This window comes from Pseudomonadales bacterium (assembly GCA_024234165.1).
In the GTDB taxonomy this organism is placed as follows: Bacteria; Pseudomonadota; Gammaproteobacteria; order Pseudomonadales; family UBA5518; genus UBA5518.
The window spans coordinates 116336-136814 of record JACKOP010000004.1; the positions used below are offsets into that span (position 1 = coordinate 116336).

The 20479-nt window shown below is 66.0% G+C and carries 15 protein-coding genes; 6 read left to right on the forward strand and 9 right to left on the reverse strand.

The window, feature by feature from the left end; all coding sequences use genetic code 11:
- Window positions 1-17 precede the first annotated feature (17 nt).
- Window positions 18-2885: a cation-translocating P-type ATPase gene (locus tag H7A12_13365; protein ID MCP5321795.1), complete on the forward strand. Its 2868-nt coding sequence runs from the start codon at window positions 18-20 to the stop codon at window positions 2883-2885.
- Here H7A12_13365 and H7A12_13370 read toward each other — a convergent pair.
- Together H7A12_13370 and H7A12_13375 are read right to left on the reverse strand one after the other, a co-directional pair.
- Entirely contained in the window at window positions 2852-3298 is a 447-nt protein-coding gene (locus tag H7A12_13370) for a hypothetical protein (GenBank protein ID MCP5321796.1), read from the reverse strand. The genes H7A12_13365 and H7A12_13370 overlap by 34 nt on opposite strands.
- 43 nt (window positions 3299-3341) lie before the next feature.
- Window positions 3342-4244: a DMT family transporter gene (locus H7A12_13375; GenBank protein ID MCP5321797.1), complete on the reverse strand. Its 903-nt coding sequence runs from the start codon at window positions 4242-4244 to the stop codon at window positions 3342-3344.
- A gap of 99 nt (window positions 4245-4343) precedes the next feature.
- On the opposite strand from H7A12_13375, the gene H7A12_13380 reads away from it, so the two are divergent.
- Window positions 4344-4721 (forward strand): translation initiation factor, encoded by a 378-nt coding sequence (locus tag H7A12_13380; GenBank protein MCP5321798.1) that lies wholly within the window; start codon window positions 4344-4346, stop codon window positions 4719-4721.
- Window positions 4722-4793: 72 nt separating this feature from the next.
- On the opposite strand, the gene H7A12_13385 is transcribed toward H7A12_13380, so the two are convergent.
- Complete coding sequence (locus tag H7A12_13385; GenBank protein MCP5321799.1) at window positions 4794-6569, reverse strand: anion permease; 1776 nt, start codon at window positions 6567-6569, stop codon at window positions 4794-4796.
- A 203-nt stretch (window positions 6570-6772) separates the two neighbouring features.
- On the opposite strand from H7A12_13385, the gene panP reads away from it, so the two are divergent.
- Genes panP through H7A12_13400 form a run of 3 tightly spaced genes read left to right on the forward strand, consistent with a single transcriptional unit; the run spans window position 6773 to window position 10968 of the window.
- Entirely contained in the window at window positions 6773-8458 is a 1686-nt protein-coding gene (gene panP / locus H7A12_13390) for a putative pyridoxal-dependent aspartate 1-decarboxylase (GenBank protein ID MCP5321800.1), read from the forward strand.
- A 9-nt stretch (window positions 8459-8467) separates the two neighbouring features.
- Complete coding sequence (argS, locus tag H7A12_13395) at window positions 8468-10210, forward strand: arginine--tRNA ligase (protein ID MCP5321801.1); 1743 nt, start codon at window positions 8468-8470, stop codon at window positions 10208-10210.
- 14 nt (window positions 10211-10224) lie between these two features.
- The gene (locus H7A12_13400; GenBank protein ID MCP5321802.1) at window positions 10225-10968 is read left to right on the forward strand and encodes a sulfite exporter TauE/SafE family protein; all 744 of its coding nucleotides are present in this window, start codon (window positions 10225-10227) and stop codon (window positions 10966-10968) included.
- A 36-nt stretch (window positions 10969-11004) separates the two neighbouring features.
- On the opposite strand, the gene H7A12_13405 is transcribed toward H7A12_13400, so the two are convergent.
- The 4 genes from H7A12_13405 to H7A12_13420 all read right to left on the reverse strand — a co-directional run bounded on the left by H7A12_13405 (window position 11005) and on the right by H7A12_13420 (window position 17888).
- The gene (locus H7A12_13405) at window positions 11005-12390 is read right to left on the reverse strand and encodes a hypothetical protein (protein ID MCP5321803.1); all 1386 of its coding nucleotides are present in this window, start codon (window positions 12388-12390) and stop codon (window positions 11005-11007) included.
- Window positions 12391-12620: 230 nt separating this feature from the next.
- Entirely contained in the window at window positions 12621-14051 is a 1431-nt protein-coding gene (locus H7A12_13410; protein MCP5321804.1) for an aldehyde dehydrogenase family protein, read from the reverse strand.
- Window positions 14052-14449: 398 nt separating this feature from the next.
- Window positions 14450-16219 carry an acyl-CoA dehydrogenase gene (locus H7A12_13415; protein ID MCP5321805.1) on the reverse strand — a complete coding sequence of 590 codons (1770 nt, stop codon included), beginning with the start codon at window positions 16217-16219 and terminating at the stop codon, window positions 14450-14452.
- Complete coding sequence (locus H7A12_13420) at window positions 16212-17888, reverse strand: long-chain fatty acid--CoA ligase (protein MCP5321806.1); 1677 nt, start codon at window positions 17886-17888, stop codon at window positions 16212-16214. The genes H7A12_13415 and H7A12_13420 overlap by 8 nt, the downstream gene beginning before the upstream one ends.
- A 121-nt stretch (window positions 17889-18009) precedes the next feature.
- Here H7A12_13420 and smrA point away from each other — a divergent pair, with 121 nt between their 5' ends.
- Window positions 18010-18597, forward strand: a complete 588-nt coding sequence (gene smrA, locus H7A12_13425) for a DNA endonuclease SmrA (protein MCP5321807.1) — start codon at window positions 18010-18012, stop codon at window positions 18595-18597.
- 16 nt (window positions 18598-18613) lie between these two features.
- Here the strand turns inward: smrA and hda are convergent, their stop codons facing one another.
- Entirely contained in the window at window positions 18614-19312 is a 699-nt protein-coding gene (gene hda / locus H7A12_13430) for a DnaA regulatory inactivator Hda (GenBank protein ID MCP5321808.1), read from the reverse strand.
- Window positions 19309-20478 (reverse strand): AI-2E family transporter, encoded by a 1170-nt coding sequence (locus H7A12_13435; protein MCP5321809.1) that lies wholly within the window; start codon window positions 20476-20478, stop codon window positions 19309-19311. Before H7A12_13435 ends, hda begins: the two co-directional genes overlap by 4 nt.
- Between the last annotated feature and the right edge of the window lies 1 nt (window position 20479).

A 20479-nucleotide genomic window follows, 5' to 3' on the forward strand; every position in this document is an offset into this window, starting at 1 on the left:
CGCACCCCGGACGCACGATGGCCCTGAAGGCGACCAATACGCCCACGATCGGTGACCCCTCGCTGCTGTCGGCGGAAGCACTGAGCGCGCTCCTGGCTACCGATCCGCTGCACGGGCTCGACGATGCGGAGGCCGCGCGTCGCCTGCTTGCCGACGGACCGAACCAGCTCGCCAGGCAGCGCTCGCCAGCACGCTGGCAGCGTTTCCTGGCCCAGTGCCAGGATCCACTTATCTACCTGCTGCTGGCAGCGGTTGCGGTCACGCTGCTGGCGTGGCTCATCGACGGCATGCACGGCGTACCGATCGACGCCATCGTGATCGTCACCATCGTGCTGCTGAACGCGGCGATCGGCTTCCTGCAGGAGCAGCGAGCCGAACGTGCAGCCGACGCGCTTGCACGCCTTTCGGCGCGACATTCAACGGTGATCCGGAGCGGGCGGCGCGAGCGCATCAGCAGCACCGCGCTGGTGCGTGGCGACGTGCTGGTGCTCGAGGAAGGTGACAGCGTGGGCGCCGATGCACGGCTGTTCGCGGCCAGCGCGCTGCGCGCGCAGGAGGCCACTCTCACCGGCGAAAGCGAAACCGTGACCAAGGACCCGGCGCCGCTCGCTCAGGCGCGCCCGCTCGCCGAGCGCAGCAACATGGTGTTCAGTGGCACCGCCATCACCCAGGGAACGGGCACCGCGATCGTCACCGCGACCGGCATGGCGACCGAGATCGGCGCGATCGCCCATCTGCTCGCCACCACTGCCGAGGAATCCACCCCGTTGCAGCGCGAGGTGCGCGAACTGGGACGGCGACTCGGCTTTGCGGTGGTCGCAATCGCCGTGGTCCTGGTATGCACGCTGTTCGCACTGAACGGCTTCGGTGATGTGCAGGACCGTATCGACGTGCTGATGCTGGGGGTCTGCCTCGCGGTTGCAGCGGTACCGGAAGGACTGCCGGCGATCCTGTCGCTGGTACTGGCAATCGGGGTCGAACGCATGGCGAAGCAGCGCGCGATCGTGAAGAAGCTCGCGTCGGTGGAGACGCTCGGTTCCGCTTCGGTGATCTGCTCCGACAAGACCGGCACGTTGACGCGCTGCGAGATGACGATCCAGCGTGCGGTAACGGCTTCCGGAACGATTCGCATCGGCGGTACGGGCTATATGCCACAGGGGCGCATCGAGCGTGACGACGGCGCCGTGGTCGACGGCGCGCTGCGCGCCGAACTCGTCGCCCTGCTGAGTGTCGGCAGTCTCGCCGGCACCGCCGGGCTGCGCGAGGCAGCACCCGGGCGCTGGGAGATCCACGGCGATCCGACCGACGCAGCATTTCTGGTGGCCGAACGCAAGCTCGGGGTGCACGAATGGCGCAACCGCCGCTTCCGGACCATCGCGACGATTCCGTTCACGGCAGAGCGTCGCATGATGTCGGCCGTCGTGTGCGATCGCGAGAACGATGGCGAGCGGGTGCTCGTCTGCAAGGGGGCGCCCGATGTGCTGCTGCGCCACTGCACACATCTGCTCAACGCAAGCACGGCGGTCGCGCTCGATGCGCAGGAACGTGCCAAGCTGCTCGCCGGCGTGGAGACGCTGGCCGATGCCGCACTGCGTACGCTCGCCGTCGCGTATCGCCCACTGGGCAGCGCTGAAACGGCAGACGACGGCAGCGCGCTCGAACACGATCTGGTGTTCATCGGCATTGCCGGCATCATCGATCCACCGCGCGAGGAAGCGCAGGAGGCGATTCATGAAGCGCAGTGTGCCGGTATCCGCGTGATCATGATCACCGGCGACCATCCACGCACGGCGCGGCGCATCGCGAGCGATCTGGGCATTGCCCACGACGGCGGCGCGGTGCTGAGCGCGCGCGAACTCGATGCGATGGACGCACCCGGCCTCGCTGCTGCAGTCGCCACGACTTCGGTCTACGCGCGCGTGACCCCGGCACACAAGATGCGCATCGTCGGCGCGCTACAGGCGGGCGGACACATCGTCGCGATGACCGGCGACGGCGTCAACGACGCCCCTGCCCTGAAGGCTGCCGACATCGGCGTCGCGATGGGGCAAGGAGGTACCGAGGTTGCACGCGAAGCAGCACGCATGATCCTCGCCGACGACAACTTCGCCACGATCATCGTCGCGGTGCGCGAGGGGCGGATCGTCTTCGACAATATCCGCAAGTTCCTTCGCTACCTGCTGTCGTCGAATATCGGCGAGATCCTGACGGTCGTGCTCGGCATCATCGGTGCGGCGGCGATAGGGCTGGACGCCGGCGACGGCAGCGTGGTGCTGCCCTTGCTGGCAACGCAGATCCTCTGGATCAACCTGATCACCGACTCTGCACCTGCGCTGGCGATGGGAATCGACCCGCCAGGCGAAAACGTGATGCGCCGCGCTCCACGCCCGCCCACACGGCGCGTGCTCGATACGCAGATGTGGTCAAGCGTGCTGCAGACCGGACTCGTGATGGCGCTCGCAGCGTTGTTCGCACTCGACCTGCAACTGCCCGGCGGCCTCGTCGAGGGAGAGCGCACGCTGCAGAGCGCGCGCACCGCGAGCTTCACGACACTGGCATTCGCACAGTTGTTCAACTGCTTCAACACACGCTCCGCGATCGCGAGCGTGCGGCACGGGCTGTTCACCAACGTCTGGCTGTGGGGCAGCGTCGTGCTGGCAGCGGTGTTGCAGGTTGCGGTCGTGCAGTTGCCGGCGGGCAATGCGGCATTCGGCACGGTACCGCTCACGCTCACCGACTGGCTCGTCTGCACCGGGCTCGGATCCAGCGTGCTCGTGCACGGCGAGCTCCGCAAGCTGGCGCTGCGCGCCTTCGCCGCCCGCAGCCGCCGGGCGGCTGCCCGGCGCGCGGCTTACACCAGACCCTGCGGATTCTCCGGCAGGTAGGTACGGAACAGATCACCGAGGCCGGCCGCCGCATGCGGCGGCACCCGGTACCAGGTACGGATCTGCACCGAACCATCGGCTTCGAAACGATAGGTCTCGATGCTGTACTCGAAGCGATCCACACCACGATCGCTGAAGTGGTTTTCCAGCAGCCACGCGACCTCGTTGGCACAGATCAGCAGACTGCCTGGATGGATACGAAAGCGTACCCGCGGCTGGAACAGGTCGAACGAGGCAAGCGCGCATTCCTCGAAGCCGTGCTTCGGTGCGGTACCGACCGGATCCAGCATCGTGAAATCACCCGGCGCAACGGCACGCCAGTTGCGTGCCCAGGCGTCACGATCACTCGCATTCCACAGCCGTACATAGTTCTCGGCCCAGTTCTTCAGCTCTGCGAACGTCGGCACTGCCATCGCCTTTCCTCCTTCCTCGATTGTCCGTGACCGCAGTATGCACTCATCCCCCGGCCACGCGGCGCCGCATCGCAAGCAGATTGCCTGCGACGATCAGCACGACCCCACCCACGGCTGCCACCGTCCAGCGGTAGTCTTCAAAAAACGTCGAGATCAGCAGCGCAACGATCGGGATCATCAGTGAGGTGTAACCAGCCCGGTCCGGTCCGATCAGCGCAAGCAGGCGCACGTAGGCACCAAAGGCCACGACCGAACCGAACACGGCCAGATAGAGCAGTGCGATCGCGAACGACGCTCGCTGCGGAAACCCGAACTCGACCCCCTTGAACACGCCGATCACGAGCAGCAGCATGGTGCCGTAGAACATGCCCCATGCGTTGATCGAAATCACCGGCAGGCCGAAGGTGGCGTTGCGTGTGGCGGCGATATTGCCGAGCGATGCGCAGTACGTTGCCGCCAGCGCCAGCAGCAGCCCGTGCATGGCGCCTGCTGCCGATTCGAGCCGCTCGATTTCGGGCCAGAACAGCAGCGCGACTCCGCCCAGACCCAGCACGCCACCGGCGAGCACCATCGGCGCCACCGGCCAGCGCAGGAACAATGCGGCGTTGAAGGAGTTCATCAGCACCGTGAGCGCGAACACCACCGCGACCACGCCACCGGTGAGGTAGACCTCGGACGAATAGGTCAGCCAGACATTGAAGCCAAACATACATGCGCCCTGCAGCGCAACGAATGCGTGCTCGCGCAGGCTGAGGCGAATGCGCGCGCGTGCCAGCAGGCACCAGCCGAACAGCAGCGCCGAAGCGATCGCAAAACGGTAGATCACCGAGACCATCGGGTCGATCTCGCCGAGCTGGAACTTGATGGCGATCCATGTCGACCCCCAGGTCAGCACGCAGATCGCATACAGGAAGAACGCTTGCAGCGTTATGGCACGAGTTTGCATCAGGGAGACACGGTGGCAGCAAGCTGCGTATCCTGAAGCGATATGGAGTTCGTCGCAATCGCCATGCCGCGATGCTCCGCCTCGACGAAGGAACAGCAGATGGGAAAGAAGTCGCTACGGCAAGACCCGGTGGAACCTGCCTCCCCCGGTGCCTTCGCAGCACTGGCTGCGTTGCGCGGCACGCTGCCCGCTGGTCCCGAGCCGCAGGCGGTGGCTGCGAGCGCACAGTCGCCATTCGCAGGACGTATCGTGGTCACGCGCGAGCGCAAGGGACGCGGCGGGAAAATCGTGACACGGGTGTGCGGCATCGATCTCGACGGCGACGCCCTCGAGGCACTGGCGCGCGAGATGCGGCAGGCGTTGGGCACCGGAGGAGCGGTGGAAGGCGACGCCATCGTATTGCACGGAGAACAGTCGGCACGCGTCACCGGATGGCTTGCAGCACGCGGTGCGACACGGGTAGTCAAGGGCAACTGATACGCACGGATCCGCCATCGTGAACGTGTGCATGCTCGATGCCATGGGCGCACACCGGCTGCAACCGGAGCATCACGCATGCAATGGCCAGATCAGCGGTATCGCCGCGATCGTGACCGCCGCCACCAGGCAGTTCATCGGAATGCCGATGCGCAGGAAATCCGAGAAGCGGTAACCGCCCGGTCCGTAGACCATCAGGTTGCACTGGTAGCCGATCGGTGTCGCGAAACTCGCCGAAGCGGCCATCATGACCGCCATCACGTACGGCACATCGTGGAGCCCCGCACGCTGGGCAACCGCGAGTGCAACCGGCAGCATCAGCATGGCGGCAGCGTTGTTGGTGATCATCTCGGTCAGCATCATCACGCTGAGGTAGACCAGCGCGAGCAGCAGCCACGGATTCCCCCCCGCAAAGCCGACGATGCCATTGCCAAGAAAGCTCGCGGCTCCGGTCTTCTCCAGCGCATTGCCGAGCGCGAAGCTCGCCGCGATCGTGACCAGCACGGGCAGGTCGAGGCTGCGTCGCGCTTCGTTCGTGCTGATGCAGCCCGTGGCAAGCATCGCCGCCACGCCGAACAACCCTGCGTACAGCATGCTCAGCACGCCGCTGGTCGCGAGTGCGACGATCGCAACGAGGATTCCCCACGAGATCCACGCGTGTGAATGGTCCGGCAACTCGTGTTCGAGCACGTTCATCAGCAGGAAATCACGCGAGTGTTTGAGCCGGTTGACGACGGCCGGCCGCGCCTCGAGGAGCAGCAGATCACCCGGCTCGAGAATGATCGAACTCAGACGTCCGCGTATGTGTTCGCCGTTACGCGCCACCGCAAGCACGACCGCGCCGTAGAGGTCACGAAAACGCCCGTCGCGGATCGTCTGCCCTACCACCTCGCAGTGTTCGGCTACAACCGCTTCGACCAGCCTGCGCTCCGGCACATGGCGCTCCAGCGCCGGCTTGCTGCCTACCGCGGGAACCAGCCCGTTGATGCGCAGGATATCGACGATCGCCTCGGTCTCGCCGACGAACACCAGACGATCACCGCCTCGCAGAATCTCCTCTGGCGCGACTGCGGTGATGACGCCGCCATCACGCTCGATCTCGGCCAGGTAGATACGCTCCAGATTGCGCAGACTGGCCTGCTGGATCGTCTTGCCGACCATCGGACCATCCTGTGCGACCGCGACTTCGAAGGTGAACTTGCGCGTATCGGCAAACGTCTGGTCCGGACTGCGTCGTACCCGCAGCAACTTCGGCGCCACGATCACGACGAACAGGGTGCCGGCGGCCGCCACGATCAGCCCGAGCGGCGCAATGTCGAACAATGCGAAGCCGGGCTTGCCGGTCAGCGCCTGGTACTGTCCGTTCACGACCAGGTTGGTGCTGGTACCGATCAGCGTGATCGTGCCGCCGAGGATCGACGCGTAGCTCAGCGGAATCATCAGCGTCGAACTCGGGACGCGGATGCGTCGTGCCCACTGGCTCACGGCCGGGATCATCGTCGCCACCACCGGCGTGTTGTTCAGAAACGCCGAAAGTCCCACCACAGGCACCATCAGGCGCACCAGCGCATGCCGCGGTCCCGTCGGCTTGCCAAGGACTTTCTCGACGACCAGATCGACACCGCCGGAAGCGCGAATTCCTGCTGCGATGACGAACATCGCGGCCACGGTCATCAGGCCGGTATTCGCAAAGCCGGCCAGCGCCTCATCCGGCGTGAGGATTCCGGTCGCGCCGAGCAGCAACAGTGCCCCCATCAGCACCACATCGGTACCCAGGCGCGGCACGGTTATCAGCGTTGCCAGCACGGCCACGGTAAGAGCAACCGTGAACCACCCTTGCCAGTCCATCGATGGACCTCCCCGAACGGACAGGCGCACATTCTAGAAGGAAGCAGGATTCGCATGACAATGCCGAATCGGCATTAGGATATGCGCCGCGCAGCATCGGATCCTCCCGCCGCTGGCAGGCAGCTCACACTGCGGCGCTGACAATCCTCCACACAAGTTCTAGCATAGCGCCGGTCGCAGGCGCAGCATCCACCGGGCACACGATGAGCGAACCGCAAAAGACCGCCGAGGCTTCACTGGAGACGCTGCATCGCATCTTCACCGTCCCCGAGGCACCCGACTCCACGCTGGCGCGCCTGGAAGCCGGGATATCGGCCAACCTGCACGGCTTCCTGCGCGAGCACATCGTTGCGACCCGGCGCAGCATGAGCGACATCGAAGACGACTTCACGGACACACGCATTCCCGAAGACCCTGTGTTCGTCTCGGAACAGGCCGAGTTCCTGATGCGCAAGGTGGTCGCGGAATCGGTTCATACCGCCTCACCGACCTTCGTCGGCCACATGACTTCGGCGCTGCCGTACTTCATGTTGCCGCTGGCGAAGATGATGATCGCGCTGAACCAGAACACCGTGAAGACCGAGACGTCCAAGGCGTTCACGCCGCTCGAGCGCCAGGTGCTCGGCATCCTGCACCGGCTGGTATTCGGCAACGATGATGCGTTCTACGCACGCTACGTGCAGGACTCCCGGCACGCACTTGGCGCGTTCTGCTCCGGCGGCACGGTCGCGAATCTCACCGCGCTGTGGGTTGCGCGCAACAATGCACTGCCAGCAGACGGAAGTTTCGAAGGCGTGAGCCGCGAAGGACTGCATCGGGCACTGGCGCACCATGGCTACGATGACGCTGCAATCGTGGTGTCGCGTCTCGGGCACTACTCGATCGGCAAGGCGGCCGACCTGCTGGGGCTGGGAGTGAAATCGGTGCATGCAGTCGAGGTCGACGCTCACAACCACGTCGATCTCACCGCGATGGAGCGTACCTGTCGCCGGCTGCGCGCGCGTGGCGTGAAGATCATCGCACTGATCGGGCTGGCCGGGACCACCGAGACCGGCAGCGTCGACGCACTGGCACCGCTGGCCGAACTCGCTGCCGGAATCGGCACCCACTTCCATGTCGACGCCGCATGGGGTGGACCAACGCTGTTTTCCTCGCGCTGGCGCCACCTGCTCGCAGGCATCGAGCACGCCGACTCGGTGACCCTCGATGCCCACAAGCAGCTCTACGTACCCATGGGCTCCGGCATGACGCTGTTCCGTGATCCGAGCGCCGCGCGCGTCATCGAACATCACGCGCGCTACGTGATTCGCGAGGGATCACGCGATCTTGGCAGCAAGACGCTGGAAGGATCGCGCCCCGGCATGGCGATGCTCGTCCACTCGGGTCTCGCGATCCTCGGACGCCGTGGCTACGAGCTGCTGATCGACACCGGCATCGACAACGCGCAGCACTTTGCGGCGATGGTGCGGGCCGCACCCGATTTCGAACTCACCAGCGAACCGGAACTCAATATCCTGACCTATCGCCACGTTCCGCAATCGCTGCAACAGGCTCTGGCCACCGCCGACGCGCAGACCGCAGCCCACATCAACGAGGAACTCAACGCGGTCACGCGCGACATCCAGCGCCTGCAGCGTGCAGCGGGCAAATCCTTCGTGTCGCGCACCACGCTGCATGCCCCCAGGCACCGGGGCCAGGCCATCGACGTATTCCGCGTGGTGCTCGCAAACCCGTTGACCGACCTCGCGATCCTTGCGCAGATCCTCGACGAGCAGCGTGCGCTCGCCGCGGGCGACGCGGTGGCTGCACGCCTCGCCGCCTGCCTGGCCGCGCTTGGACTGCCTGCGACACGGCCGCTACAATCGCGCGCTTTCCCTGCCCCCGGGTGATCCGCCCCCATGAATCTGCGCGACCAGCTCAACAGCGCCGTCGAGACCGCGATGCGCGCCGTCGGTATCCCGTCCGACTGCCAGGCTCTGCTCACGCAGAGTACACGCCCCGAGTTCGGCGACTATCAGGCCAACGGCGCGATGGCGGCAGCGAAGCGCATGCGCAGCAACCCGCGCGAGCTCGCGGCGCGCATCGTCGCCGCATTCGACGGTGGTGCGATGGTCGAGCGGCTCGAGATTGCCGGACCAGGGTTCATCAACATCCACCTCTCGGACGATTTTCTCGCCACGCACATCGAGACCGCTGCCGGCGATCCACGGCTCGGCATCGCCGCGCGGGCCGATCCGCACACCGTGGTGGTGGACTATTCCTCGCCGAACCTCGCCAAGGAGATGCACGTCGGGCACCTGCGCAGCACGATCATCGGCGATGCGGTGGTACGTGCACTCGAGTTCTGCGGCGAACGCGTGATCCGCCAGAACCACGTCGGCGACTGGGGCACGCAGTTCGGCATGCTGATCGCGCACCTCGAACGCATCGCAGCCGGCGGTGGCACCATCGACGGGGCCGCACTGGCCGATCTCGAGGCGTTCTATCGCGACGCCAAGCTCGCCTTCGACAGCGACCCGGTGTTTGCCGACAAGGCGCGTGAATACGTGGTGCGCCTGCAGTCCGGCGATGCGCACTGCAGGCTGCTGTGGCAGCGGTTCATCGATATCTCGATCGCGCACAGCGAGGAGATCTACCGCAAGCTCAACGTGTCGCTGGCGCGCGCCGACATTCGCGCCGAGAGCGCCTACAACGACGACCTGCCGCAGATCATCGCCGAACTGGACGCACGCGGCCTGCTGGCGCTCAGCGAAGGCGCACGCGTGGTCTACCTCGACGAGATGCGGGACCGCGAGGGCGGTCCGATGGCGGTGATCGTGCAGAAGGCCGACGGAGGCTATCTGTATGCGACCACCGACCTCGCGGCAGCGCGCTATCGCGCGCACGGGCTGCATGCGGACCGCATCCTGTACTTCATCGACGACCGCCAGAAGCTGCACATGCAGCAGGTGTTCGCGATCGCACGCCGGGCCGGCTTCGCCCCCGCTGCGGTATCGCTCGAGCATCATCCATTCGGCAAGATGCTCGGCGAGGACGGACGGCCGTTCAAGACACGTTCGGGCGGCACCGTGAAGCTGGCCGAGCTGCTCGACGAGGCGGTCGATCACGCGGCACGACTGCTCGCCGAACGCAACGCGGACCTGACGGACGCCGAACGCAACACCGTTGCACGCCAGGTCGGGATCGGTGCGGTGAAATACGCCGATCTTTCGAAGAACCGCACCAGCGACTACGTGTTCAGCTGGGAACACATGCTGAGCTTCGACGGCAACACGGCTCCGTACCTGCAGTACGCCTGCACCCGCGTGCGCAGTGTCTTCCGCAAGGCGGGAATCGATCCACGCTCCGTTGCCGCTGCGGTGCGCATCACGGCACCCGAGGAACGCGCGCTGGCGCTGCGGCTGTTGCAGTTCGCCGAGGCACTGCATGCGGTCACCCACGATGCGGCACCACACCTGCTGTGCGCCTACCTGTACGAGCTGGCAGGACTGTTCATGCGGTTCTACGAAGGCTGCCCGATCCTGCGCGACGATATCGACGATGCCACGCGTGCGTCGCGACTGCGCCTCGCCGACATGACCGCACGCACGCTCGCCACCGGCCTCGATCTTCTGGGCATCGAAACTCCCGAGCGCATGTAAACTGCGGGGATAGCGTGTTCGAAACCGAAAGCCTGCTGCTCGCCGTACTGATCCTGATCGCTGCGATCCTGTATGCCGCGATCGGTCACGCAGGCGCTTCCGGCTACCTGGCCGCAATGGCTCTGTTCGGTGTCGCGCCAGCGGTGATGCGACCCACTGCGCTCACGCTGAACATCCTCGTTGCCCTGATCGCGACCTGGAAGTTCTATCGCATCGGTGCGTTTTCCTGGCGCGTCTTCGTGCCACTCGCCGCGGGTTCGGTGCCGTTCGCATGGCTGGGCGGCACACTGACGCCGCCCGCAGGCGTCTACAAGGCACTGGTCGGAGCCGTGCTGATCTACGCGGCACTGATGTCGCTGAAGCGTGCCGGCCAACCGCCTGGCGATACGCTGCGCGCACCACCGCCGGCGCTGCTGCTGGTTGCCGGAGGCGGACTCGGTTTGCTGTCGGGACTCACCGGTGTCGGCGGGGGCATTTTTCTCAGCCCCTTGCTGCTGCTGATGCGCTGGGCTGAAGTCAGGCAGGTGTCGGGAATCGCTGCGGCATTCATCCTGCTGAACTCGATCGCCGGACTGGCAGGCGTGGTGCGCGTGGCACCGGCGCTGCCGGAGGCACTGCCGCTGTGGGCGATGGCAGCGGTGTGCGGCGGACTGGTGGGCGCCGAACTCGGCAGCCGGCGCATCGGCAGCACGGCGATCCAGCGCCTGGTCGCGGTGGTGCTGGTGATCGCCGGCATCAAGATGATCGCCACCGCATGAGCAGCACGGCAGTGCAGCAGGTCCGGCGATCACGCGCTAGAACACGCGGTACCGCTTGCGTACGTGGCGTTCGCGCACCGCGATCTGGCGCCGCCGCTCGCGGGCATCGATCAGCGGCGTATCCGGCGGCAGGCATTCGCGGATGCGATCGAACCCCACCTTGCGCGCCGTGATCTGCGGCCACTGGTCCTGCGGTGGCCTCTGGCTGTAGGCCCAGCGCGCCGACAGGAAGCCCTGCTCCAGACCCGTGGTATCCAGCCAGTTCGGCACACCGGGATCCCGGTGTGCGACCACCAGCCGGATCGCACCGTCACCATCGACGCGCGACTGCCCGCCGTTCAGCGAGGTGATCCGGTTCGCGTATTCGAGTGATTCGCCCCACAGATTGCCAAGCTGGAAACCGATATAGGTCGGCGCCGTGCTGACCCGGCTCTCGATCACCAGCGCTTCGTCGGGCCCGAGGTCCCACACACCGCCCGCGTACAGATTCGTGCTCATGCCGCCGCCGGTGGCGCCGGATGCGGCGTTGACGCGATTGAATCCGTTGCGTGGGAACGCCATGCCGGGCGCAGTACCGGGACGCTCACCGTAGGTACCCATCGTGATGGTCCAGAAGGCGTTCCAGAAGTGCATCTGGCCGCGCACGATCGCACCCATGCGGCGCATGTCGGCGGCGGCACGCTCGGGCGTGTACGCCTGTACCGCGTCGACCTCCCCGTCGAGCGGGGTCATCTCGAAATGGATCGCATCCTCACGGGTCCAGTCGTAGAACAACTGGCGACCGCTGATGTAGTCCGCATGGCGTTCGACTGCCGACTGCGGATCGGCAGCATCCCGGGATGCAACCCGCTTCATCGTCGCGATGAAGTTTCCGGTGTGACCCGCCGGGCGCTCGGGAGCAAGCAGGATGTCGAAACTGCCGTCGGCGTTGATCTCGATCATCGAACAGTCGAGCATCCCGGTGCGCGCCTTCACACCGGGGCGCAACTCCGCGAGATCACCGCTGTCGCCCGAAAGCTGCCCGCAGCTGACCTCGAAGATCAGGTAGTGCGGTGCCTTGCGACCGAGTGCCGTCGCCGGCTCGCCCTTCCAGTGCCGCGCATCGCCCATGACACCGCGCAGCCGATAGCTGCGCCTGCCGTCGATCGGTGCGTAGAAGTACACCGCATCCGGATTGTCGATGGTGCTGCGGTTCACGATGCTCAGCGCGTTGCGAAACTGCGGTCGCAACACGTCTTCGTGGAACGCTCGCTCCACCGCGTGATGCACGAAACCCATCAGGTAGCGGTAACCCTCGGCGAGCGTGCGGTCGGTCGGCGGTGGCGGCATCAGCGCCGGATCGTCGATCGCATCGCGTGCGCGTTGCAGCTCCGCGATCAACGCGTCCCAACCCGCGCGCAAGGTCTCTCTGGCATCACTCATCGGCTTCTCCTGCAGGCCCGCCGTTTCGATTCGTATCTGTAGATGCTGTCGCAAATGCCTTCGATCGTCGATGCGAGCAGCACTGGACGATCCCTTTGCACCGGTGGGACGCCGCAAATGCATCCCTGCAGGCTCGAGTGCCGCATCCCTGCGGCACACGCTCCCCGATGCAAAGGGATCGTCCCGCGCTTCACGGCGTTTTACGACACCCTCTGTAACTGCAACTACGCTCAACCGGGCGCATAGCCCATGACCGCCTTCGTTTCGAGGAAATCATGGAAGCCATACGCCCCCCATTCACGACCGTTGCCGGATTGTCTGTAGCCCCCGAACGGTGCGCCCAGATCGGGTGGGGCGCCGTTCAGATGCACCATGCCGGTGCGCAACGCTCGCGCGACCCGTTGCGCACGACCCGCATCCGCCGAGCTGACATAGCCCGACAAGCCGTACGGCGTATCGTTCGCGATCCGGATCGCATCGGCCTCGTCACGATACGGGATGATCACGAGCACCGGTCCGAATATCTCCTCGCGTGCAATCGTCATCGCATTGTCGACACCGGCGAACACGGTCGGCCTGACATGGTAGCCCGTCTCGAGCCCCTCCGGCCTTCCGATGCCACCGCAGACGAGCTCGGCACCCTCGTCGATCCCGTTCTGGATCAGCCGCTGGATGCGTTCATGCTGCCGATGGCTCACCACCGGCCCCAGCGTCGTCGCCTCGTCGCGCGGGTCGCCTGCACGTACCAGCGCTGCAGCTTCGCGCGCCAGGCGGGCAACCTCGTCCATGCGATCGGCCGGAACCAGCATCCGCGACGGCGCGTTGCACGATTGACCGCTGTTGCTGAAACAGTGCAGTACGTCGCGTGGCACCACCGTCGCGAAGTCGGCATCGTCGAGCAGGATGTTCGCCGACTTGCCACCGAGCTCCTGGCACACGCGCTTCACCGTATCCGCGGCTGCCTTGGCGACCAGGATACCTGCGCGCGTGGAGCCGGTGAACGACACCATGTCGACCTCCGGGTGCGCAGCGAGCGCGCTGCCCACGCCGGGGCCGTCACCGTTGACGAGGTTGAACACGCCCGCTGGTACGCCGGCCTCGTGCAGCACCTCGGCAAACAGGATCGCGTCGATCGGCGCAATCTCGCTCGGCTTCAGCACCATCGTGCAGCCCGTTGCCAACGCCGGAGCGACCTTGCAGGCAATCTGGTTGCCGGGCCAGTTCCACGGCGTGATCAGCGCGCACACGCCGATCGGCTCGCGGAATACGCGCGTCGTTCCCATGTCATCCTCGAACGGGTAGTGGCGAAGCGCTTCGATTGCGGTCGCGAAGTGCGCCACCGCCATCGCCGCCTGCGCACGGGTCGCAAGTCCGATCGGCGCACCCATCTCGCGCGAGATCGCATCCGCGAATTCCTGATAGCGTCGCTGGTAGACCGCGACGATGCGCTCGAGCAAAGCGATACGCTCCTCGCGTGTGGTTGCGGCAAAGGCAGGAAACGCGGCACGCGCGGCACAGCAGGCACGATCGACGTCTGCCGATGAGCCGATCGCGATCGTCGCAAATGCTGCCTCGGTCGAGGGGTCGATCACGTCGAGCGTACGTCGTTCGAGCGGTTCGACCCATGCGCCGTCGATATAGAAGCGTTCGTAGTGCGTCATGTTTGCCATCCCTCCAATTCGACGTGCCACAGCCTCGTCGGCATGAATGCCGACCCGCGTGGGTCGGGTTTCAACCCGACGGGCCAGTCCCTGTCGGCATGAATGCCGACCTACGTGGCATGAATGCCAATCCACGGCGCGATGCCGATCCGCGTGGGTCGGGTTTCAACCCGACGGGGCCGATCCCTGTCGGCATGAATGCCGACCTACGTGGCATGAATGCCAATCCACGGCGCGATGCCGACCCGCGTGGGTCGGGTTTCAACCCGACGGGGCCCGATCCCTGTCGGCATGAATGCCGACCTACGTGGCATGAATGCCGACCCACGGCGCGATGCCGACCCACGTGGGTCGGGTTTCAACCCGACGGGCCGATCCCTGTCGGCATGAATGCCGACCTACGCGAGCAGCGCCTCGTCCAGACTCATGACGGCTTCGGCTCCGGCACGCACGACTTCGGCGTGCATGTGCGCACGCGGCAGGATCTGCTCCGCGTAGAAACGCGCCGTCACCAGCTTCGCCGTGCAGAACGTCTCGTCCACATCGCTGACGGCCAGTCTCCGCGCCGCCGCCCGCGCAGCCACTGCAAGCTGCCAGCCGCCGGCAACCGTGCCTGCCAGCATCAGGAAGTGGTAGGCGACACTCCCGGCCAGCACGCCGTCACGATCGGCGTTTGCCGCAATCCATCCGGCCGTGTCCTGCAGCGCCACGATCGCCTGTGCCAGCCTGGCTCCGACATCGGCCAGCGGACCGTTGTCCAACGTGGCAGCAACATCGTGCATCTCGGCGATCAGCGAACGCAACCCTGCACCACCGTCGCGCAGGAACTTGCGCCCGACCAGATCCAGCGCCTGGATGCCATTCGTGCCTTCGTAAATCGGCAGGATGCGCGCATCGCGCAGATGCTGGGCCGCACCGGCTTCCTCGATGAAGCCCATGCCACCGTGGACCTGTACCCCCAGCGAGGCGACCTCGACCGCCATCTCGGTGCACCAGCCCTTGACGATCGGCGTGAGCAGCGCAAGGCGTACCTGAGCCTGTGCGTCACCACCACGGTGAATGTGATCCTGCCCGGCCATCGCCACATGGACCAGCGCGCGTCCCGCCTCGGTCAGCGCACGCATCTGCAGCAGCATGCGGCGCACGTCCGGATGGTGCACGATCGTCACGCGCGCAGCGCTTCCGGGCGCAGTTCCCTGCACACGCTCGCGCGCGTAGGCCACGGCCTGCTGGCGTGCGCGCTCCGCAACCGCGACCCCCTGCAGGCCGACCGTGAGCCGTGCGTGGTTCATCATCGTGAACATGCACACCAGCCCTTCGTTCTCGCGCCCGACCAGGAAGCCCATCGCGCCGCCGCCATCACCGAAGCTCATCACGCAGGTCGGACTCGCATGGATACCCAGCTTGTGCTCCACCGACACCGGGCGCACATCGTTGCGTTCCCCAAGGCTGCCGTCGGCATTCACGAGGAACTTCGGCACCAGGAACAGTGAGATACCCTTCACACCGGCAGGCGCATCAGGCAGGCGCGCCAGCACCAGGTGGATCACGTTGTCGGTCATGCCGTGATCACCCCAGGTGATGAAGATCTTGGTGCCGCTGATCCGGTAGTGTCCGCCCTCGCGCTCGGCGCGCGCCCGTACCGCCGCGAGGTCCGAACCGGCCTGCGGTTCGGTGAGGTTCATCGTGCCGGCCCACTCGCCGACAATCATCTTCGGCAGGTAGGTGCGCTGCAGTTCGGCATCGGCATGCTGCATGAGCGCATCGATCGCACCCTGCGTGAGCAACGGGCAGAGGCTGAACGCGAGGTTGGCCGATTGCACCATTTCCTGCACCGCGGTGGCGAGCGCCTGCGGCAACCCCTGCCCGCCATGGCGGGTCGGAAACGGCAAACTGTTCCAGCCGCCTTCGATGTACTGCCGGTACGCATCGCGAAAGCCTGCCGCCTCGACGACCCGGCCGTCCTCGATACGCGCTCCCTCGCGATCACCACTGCGGTTCAGCGGTGCAATGACCTGCGCCGTCAGTTGTGCCGCGCCGCCGAGCACGGCCGCGACCAGGTCGGGAGTCACTTCTTCAAACCCCGGCAGTCGCGCGAAGTCACGAATCAGCACGTGCTCGTCGAGCACGAAGGCAATGTCCGCCAGCGGCGGGTTGAACTCACTCATCGGGATCCTCCGTGCTTGTCCCGGTCGCAGTGTCGCATCGACCATCACCAAACCGGTAGCGCTTCAGTCGTTCGCGCAGATCCTTCTTGCTGAGCTTGCCGGTAGCCGTGTGCGGCAGTTCATCGAAGAACAGCACGTCGTCCGGCACCCACCAGCTCGCCACCCTGCCATCGAACCAGTCGAGCAGTTCCTCGCGCGTTGCGTCTGCGCCCGCACGCAGCACCACGCAGAGCAGTGGCCGCTCGTCCCAGCGCGGGTGAGGCGCACCGATCACCGCCGCCTCGGCGACCGCCGGATGCGCCATCACGGTGTTCTCGAGCGTGATCGAGCTGATCCATTCGCCGCCCGACTTGATCACGTCCTTTGCACGATCGGTGATCGTCACGTATCCACGCACGTCGATGGTCGCGATGTCGCCGGTATCGAACCAACCGTCGTCGCGATGCGCATCGCTGCGACCGACACGGAAATACTCTGCGCACACCCACGGCCCGCGTACCAGCAGCGAACCCGGGGTCTTGCCATCCCACGGTTGCTCCTGCCCCGTCGCATCGACGACGCGCACCTCCACGCCCCAGACCGGACGCCCCACGCTCAGGCGCTGGCGCCACTGATCCTCCGGCGACAGTGCCGCAAAATCGGCACTCGGCGAGTTGAAGGTACCAACCGGGCTCGTCTCGGTCATGCCCCAGGCGTGGTGTACGTGGACGCCGTGCACCGTCTCGAACTCTTCCATGATCGCGCGCGGGCACGCCGCCCCACCGACGATCACACGCCGCAACGACGGCAGGCGCTCGCCGCTGGCCCGCAGATGCGCAAGCAAGCCAAGCCAGACGGTCGGCACACCCGCGGCGACGTTCACCGCCTCGGTCGCGATCAGGCGGGCAAGCGCGGCACCATCACCCATGCGCGGCCCCGGCAACACCAGTTTCGCACCGGCGACCGCGGCACCGTACGGAATGCTCCATGCGTTGACGTGAAACATCGGCACCACCGGCAGTACCACGTCGCGCGCGGTGGCGCCCATCACGTCGGGCATCAGGCAGGCGTAGGTATGCAGTACCAACGCCCGGTGGTCGTACAGCACTCCTTTCGGATTGCCGGTGGTTCCCGACGTGTAGCACAGGGCACAGGCGCCGCGCTCATCGAGTTCGGGCCAGTCGAACACGGGCTCGCAGGCTGCCAGCAGCGTCTCGTAGTCGTGCGCATTGCGCAGGCCCGAGCCGGCCGCGGCGCCGGCCGGCCCCAGGATCACGAAGCCTGCCACGCAATCGAGTCGATCCTGCAACGCGACCAGCAACGGCACGAACAGCGGATCGACGAACAGCCAGCGGTCGGCCGCATCGCGGATGATGAACTCGATCTGGGCCGGAAACAGGCGCGGGTTGATCGTATGACAGACGAAGCCGGCACACGAGGTGGCGAAATACAGCTCGAAATGACGATGATCGTTCCACGCCAGCGTGCCGATGCGATCGCCGCTCACCGCTCCGAGCCGGCGCAACGCGCCCGCCAGTTGCGCCGCTCGTGCAAAGGCATCGCGGTAGCTGTAGCGATGCAAGGGTTGGTCAGCAGTCACCGAGACGATTTCCCTGTCCCCGTGCAGGCGTCGCGCGTGTTCCATGATCGAAGTCAGGATCAATGGCCGATCCTGCATGAGTCCGAGCATCCGGTCTCCTCCTTGCACCATGGTGACGTAGTCCCGGTCTGGTATCGTAGAAACGACACGCGAGTGACCAGTGTAGCGCCAAGCGATAACCGGTCCAGCAACACTTCCGGAGCCAGATCGCATGGGCGATGACAGCAGTGAGCATTCCTCCTTCGGGAAACTCGTCGGCGAGGTCCTGCCGCTGAAGGGCGACGTGGTGGTCAACCTGAAATGCGCCCGCGAGATCACTCCCGGCACGCTGGAGCGCCGTCGTGCAGCCGAGGCGCTGGCGGCCGGGAACGCCAATTCGCTGCCGACCGAACACATCCCGCTGGTGGAGCCGCACGCCGAACTCGCTTTCGTTCGCCCCGGCGTGCAGCACGGTGTGTACCGCCGGCTGCGACTCGGTGAATACCGTTGCGATTCGCGGCTGGATCTGCACGGGCTCACGGTCGCACAGGCTCGCGAGATACTGTGGCGTTTCGTCGCCGACTGCATGCGCCACGACATCCGCGTCGGACTGGTCACGCACGGACGTGGCGTGGGCCGCAGCACGCCGGCCCTGCTGAAAAGCTGCGTCGCTCTGTGGCTGCCGTGCTTTCCCGACGTACTCGCCTTCCATTCCGCGCCGCGCCATCTGGGCGGCACCGGCGCGACGCTGGTGTTGCTGCGCAAGAGCGAGCGCGCGCGCAGCGAGAATTTCGAGCGCCACGGCAAACGCACGCGCTGAGCGCGTGCCGCTCGCATCACCAGCCCATGACGTCCTTCACGAACGGGATGCTGAGTCGCCGGCCGGCGCCCAGCGAGGCCGCGTCGAGGCGATCGAGCACGGCGATCAGCGCCCCCATCGAGCGCTGGCTGCGCGACCAGACGAAGCGTGCCACCTCGGGGTCCAGCACCAGGCCACGGTTGCGCGCCCGCAACCGCAACGCGTCGATGCACGCCTCGTCATCGGGCAGCGCGAGCGCGACAAACTCGCCGCCCTGCAGGCGCGAACGCAGATCGGCGAGGCGAAAGCCCGCCTGGGCCGGCGGCAGCGTTGCCGCGATCAGCAACCTGCATCCCGTCTCTACACAGCGGTTGTGCAGATGAAACAGCGTCTCTTCCCATCCGGGCAGGCCAGCCACGGCGTCGGCATCGTCCAGGCACACCAGTGCATACGCTTCCAGACCGGCCAGCAGCTCGCCCGGCGGCGCGTCGCGCAACGCGGCAAGCGGCAGGTAGACGATCACGACTCCGTTCGCCTCCAGCGCGTGACACGCAGCCTGCAGCAGGTGCGTGCGCCCGCTACCCGGTGGCCCGTGCAGGTACAGACTGCCCGATCCGCCCATGACGAAATGTTCGATACGCGCGACGGCAGAGCGGTTCGCTTCGCAGAGATGGAAATTCGCAAACGATGCGTCGTCGGACAGGCGCACCGGCAACGGCAGTTGCAGTGCCATCAGGCCGCGCCCGATTCCGGCGGCTGCGCATCAGCCGGTGATCGCGTACCAGCCGGCGACTGCGCGGGCACTTCCGCCACCGCGATGTCAGCCGCCACAGGGCCATAGAACACGCTGGCGCGGTAGCGTTCGTGTACATGGCGCAGCAGCACCATGATCACGGCCGAGACGGGCAGTGCGAGCAGCACACCGGTGAAGCCGAACAGTTGCCCCCCCGCCATCACCGCGAAGATCACCACCACCGGATGCAACCCGATCCGGTTACCCACCAGCCGTGGCGTCAGGTACATGCCCTCCAGCGCCTGGCTCGCGACGAACACCGCAAGCACCCACAACAGCTGCGGCCAGTCACCGAACTGCACCAGCGTCGCGATCGCCGCCGATCCCAGCCCGAGCACCAAACCCAGATAGGGCACGATACTCGCGAGGCCGGCCAGCATGCCGATCAACAGCGCGAGATCGAGTCCCACCAGCATCAACCCGACCGTGTAGCACACACCGAGCGCGAGCATCACCAGCAGTTGCCCGCGAATGAACGCACTGACGACCTCGTCGCACTCGCACGCAAGCTCCAGCACCGTGCGCTCCCATGCGCGTGGCAGCACGTCGTGCATGCGTGTGAGCAAGCGATCCCAGTCGCGCAACAGATAAAAGGTCACGACCGGGATCAGCACCAGATTCACGACCCAGCCGACGAGCGCGATCGACGAGGCAGTCGCCGAGCTCAGCAGGCGCTGTGCGAAACCGCCCGCGCTCTGCCAGTTTGCGACCAGCGCATCACCAAGCGCCTGGATCGGCAGGTCACCCTCCGCGATACCGAAGCGGCGCTGCAACCACGGCAGCAGCGTGCTGCTGAACCATTCGATGACGACCGGGACCTTCGCCGCCATCACGTGCATCTGCCGTCCCAGCAGCGGCACCAGCACCAGCACCAGGCCCGCCAGCAACAGACCCATGCACAGGAAGACCACACATACTGCCAGCGTGCGCCCCAGCCCGGCACGCTGCATGCGATCGACTGCGGGATCCCAGAGGTACGCGAGTGCCATGCCGGTCAGAAACGGCATCAGTATCGGGCCGAGCAGGTGCAGCAACCAGCCGACGGCCACCACCACGCCGAGTACGAGCGCTCGCTGTGCGACACTCGTCGAAGTAACTGCCTCGTCCATG

What these genes read in the sequence shown, in the direction of transcription:
- H7A12_13370 (MCP5321796.1), bottom strand. Translation starts at nt 3,298, where the DNA reads ATGGCAGTGCCGACGTTCGCAGAGCTGAAGAACTGGGCCGAGAACTAT.
- H7A12_13420 (MCP5321806.1), bottom strand. Translation starts at nt 17,888, where the DNA reads ATGCTCGGACTCATGCAGGATCGGCCATTGATCCTGACTTCGATCATG.
- smrA (MCP5321807.1), top strand. Translation starts at nt 18,010, where the DNA reads ATGGGCGATGACAGCAGTGAGCATTCCTCCTTCGGGAAACTCGTCGGC.
- H7A12_13365 (MCP5321795.1), top strand. Translation starts at nt 18, where the DNA reads ATGGCCCTGAAGGCGACCAATACGCCCACGATCGGTGACCCCTCGCTG.
- H7A12_13375 (MCP5321797.1), bottom strand. Translation starts at nt 4,244, where the DNA reads ATGCAAACTCGTGCCATAACGCTGCAAGCGTTCTTCCTGTATGCGATC.
- H7A12_13405 (MCP5321803.1), bottom strand. Translation starts at nt 12,390, where the DNA reads ATGAGTGATGCCAGAGAGACCTTGCGCGCGGGTTGGGACGCGTTGATC.
- argS (MCP5321801.1), top strand. Translation starts at nt 8,468, where the DNA reads ATGAATCTGCGCGACCAGCTCAACAGCGCCGTCGAGACCGCGATGCGC.
- H7A12_13435 (MCP5321809.1), bottom strand. Translation starts at nt 20,478, where the DNA reads ATGGACGAGGCAGTTACTTCGACGAGTGTCGCACAGCGAGCGCTCGTA.
- H7A12_13410 (MCP5321804.1), bottom strand. Translation starts at nt 14,051, where the DNA reads ATGACGCACTACGAACGCTTCTATATCGACGGCGCATGGGTCGAACCG.
- H7A12_13380 (MCP5321798.1), top strand. Translation starts at nt 4,344, where the DNA reads ATGGGAAAGAAGTCGCTACGGCAAGACCCGGTGGAACCTGCCTCCCCC.
- H7A12_13385 (MCP5321799.1), bottom strand. Translation starts at nt 6,569, where the DNA reads ATGGACTGGCAAGGGTGGTTCACGGTTGCTCTTACCGTGGCCGTGCTG.
- panP (MCP5321800.1), top strand. Translation starts at nt 6,773, where the DNA reads ATGAGCGAACCGCAAAAGACCGCCGAGGCTTCACTGGAGACGCTGCAT.
- H7A12_13415 (MCP5321805.1), bottom strand. Translation starts at nt 16,219, where the DNA reads ATGAGTGAGTTCAACCCGCCGCTGGCGGACATTGCCTTCGTGCTCGAC.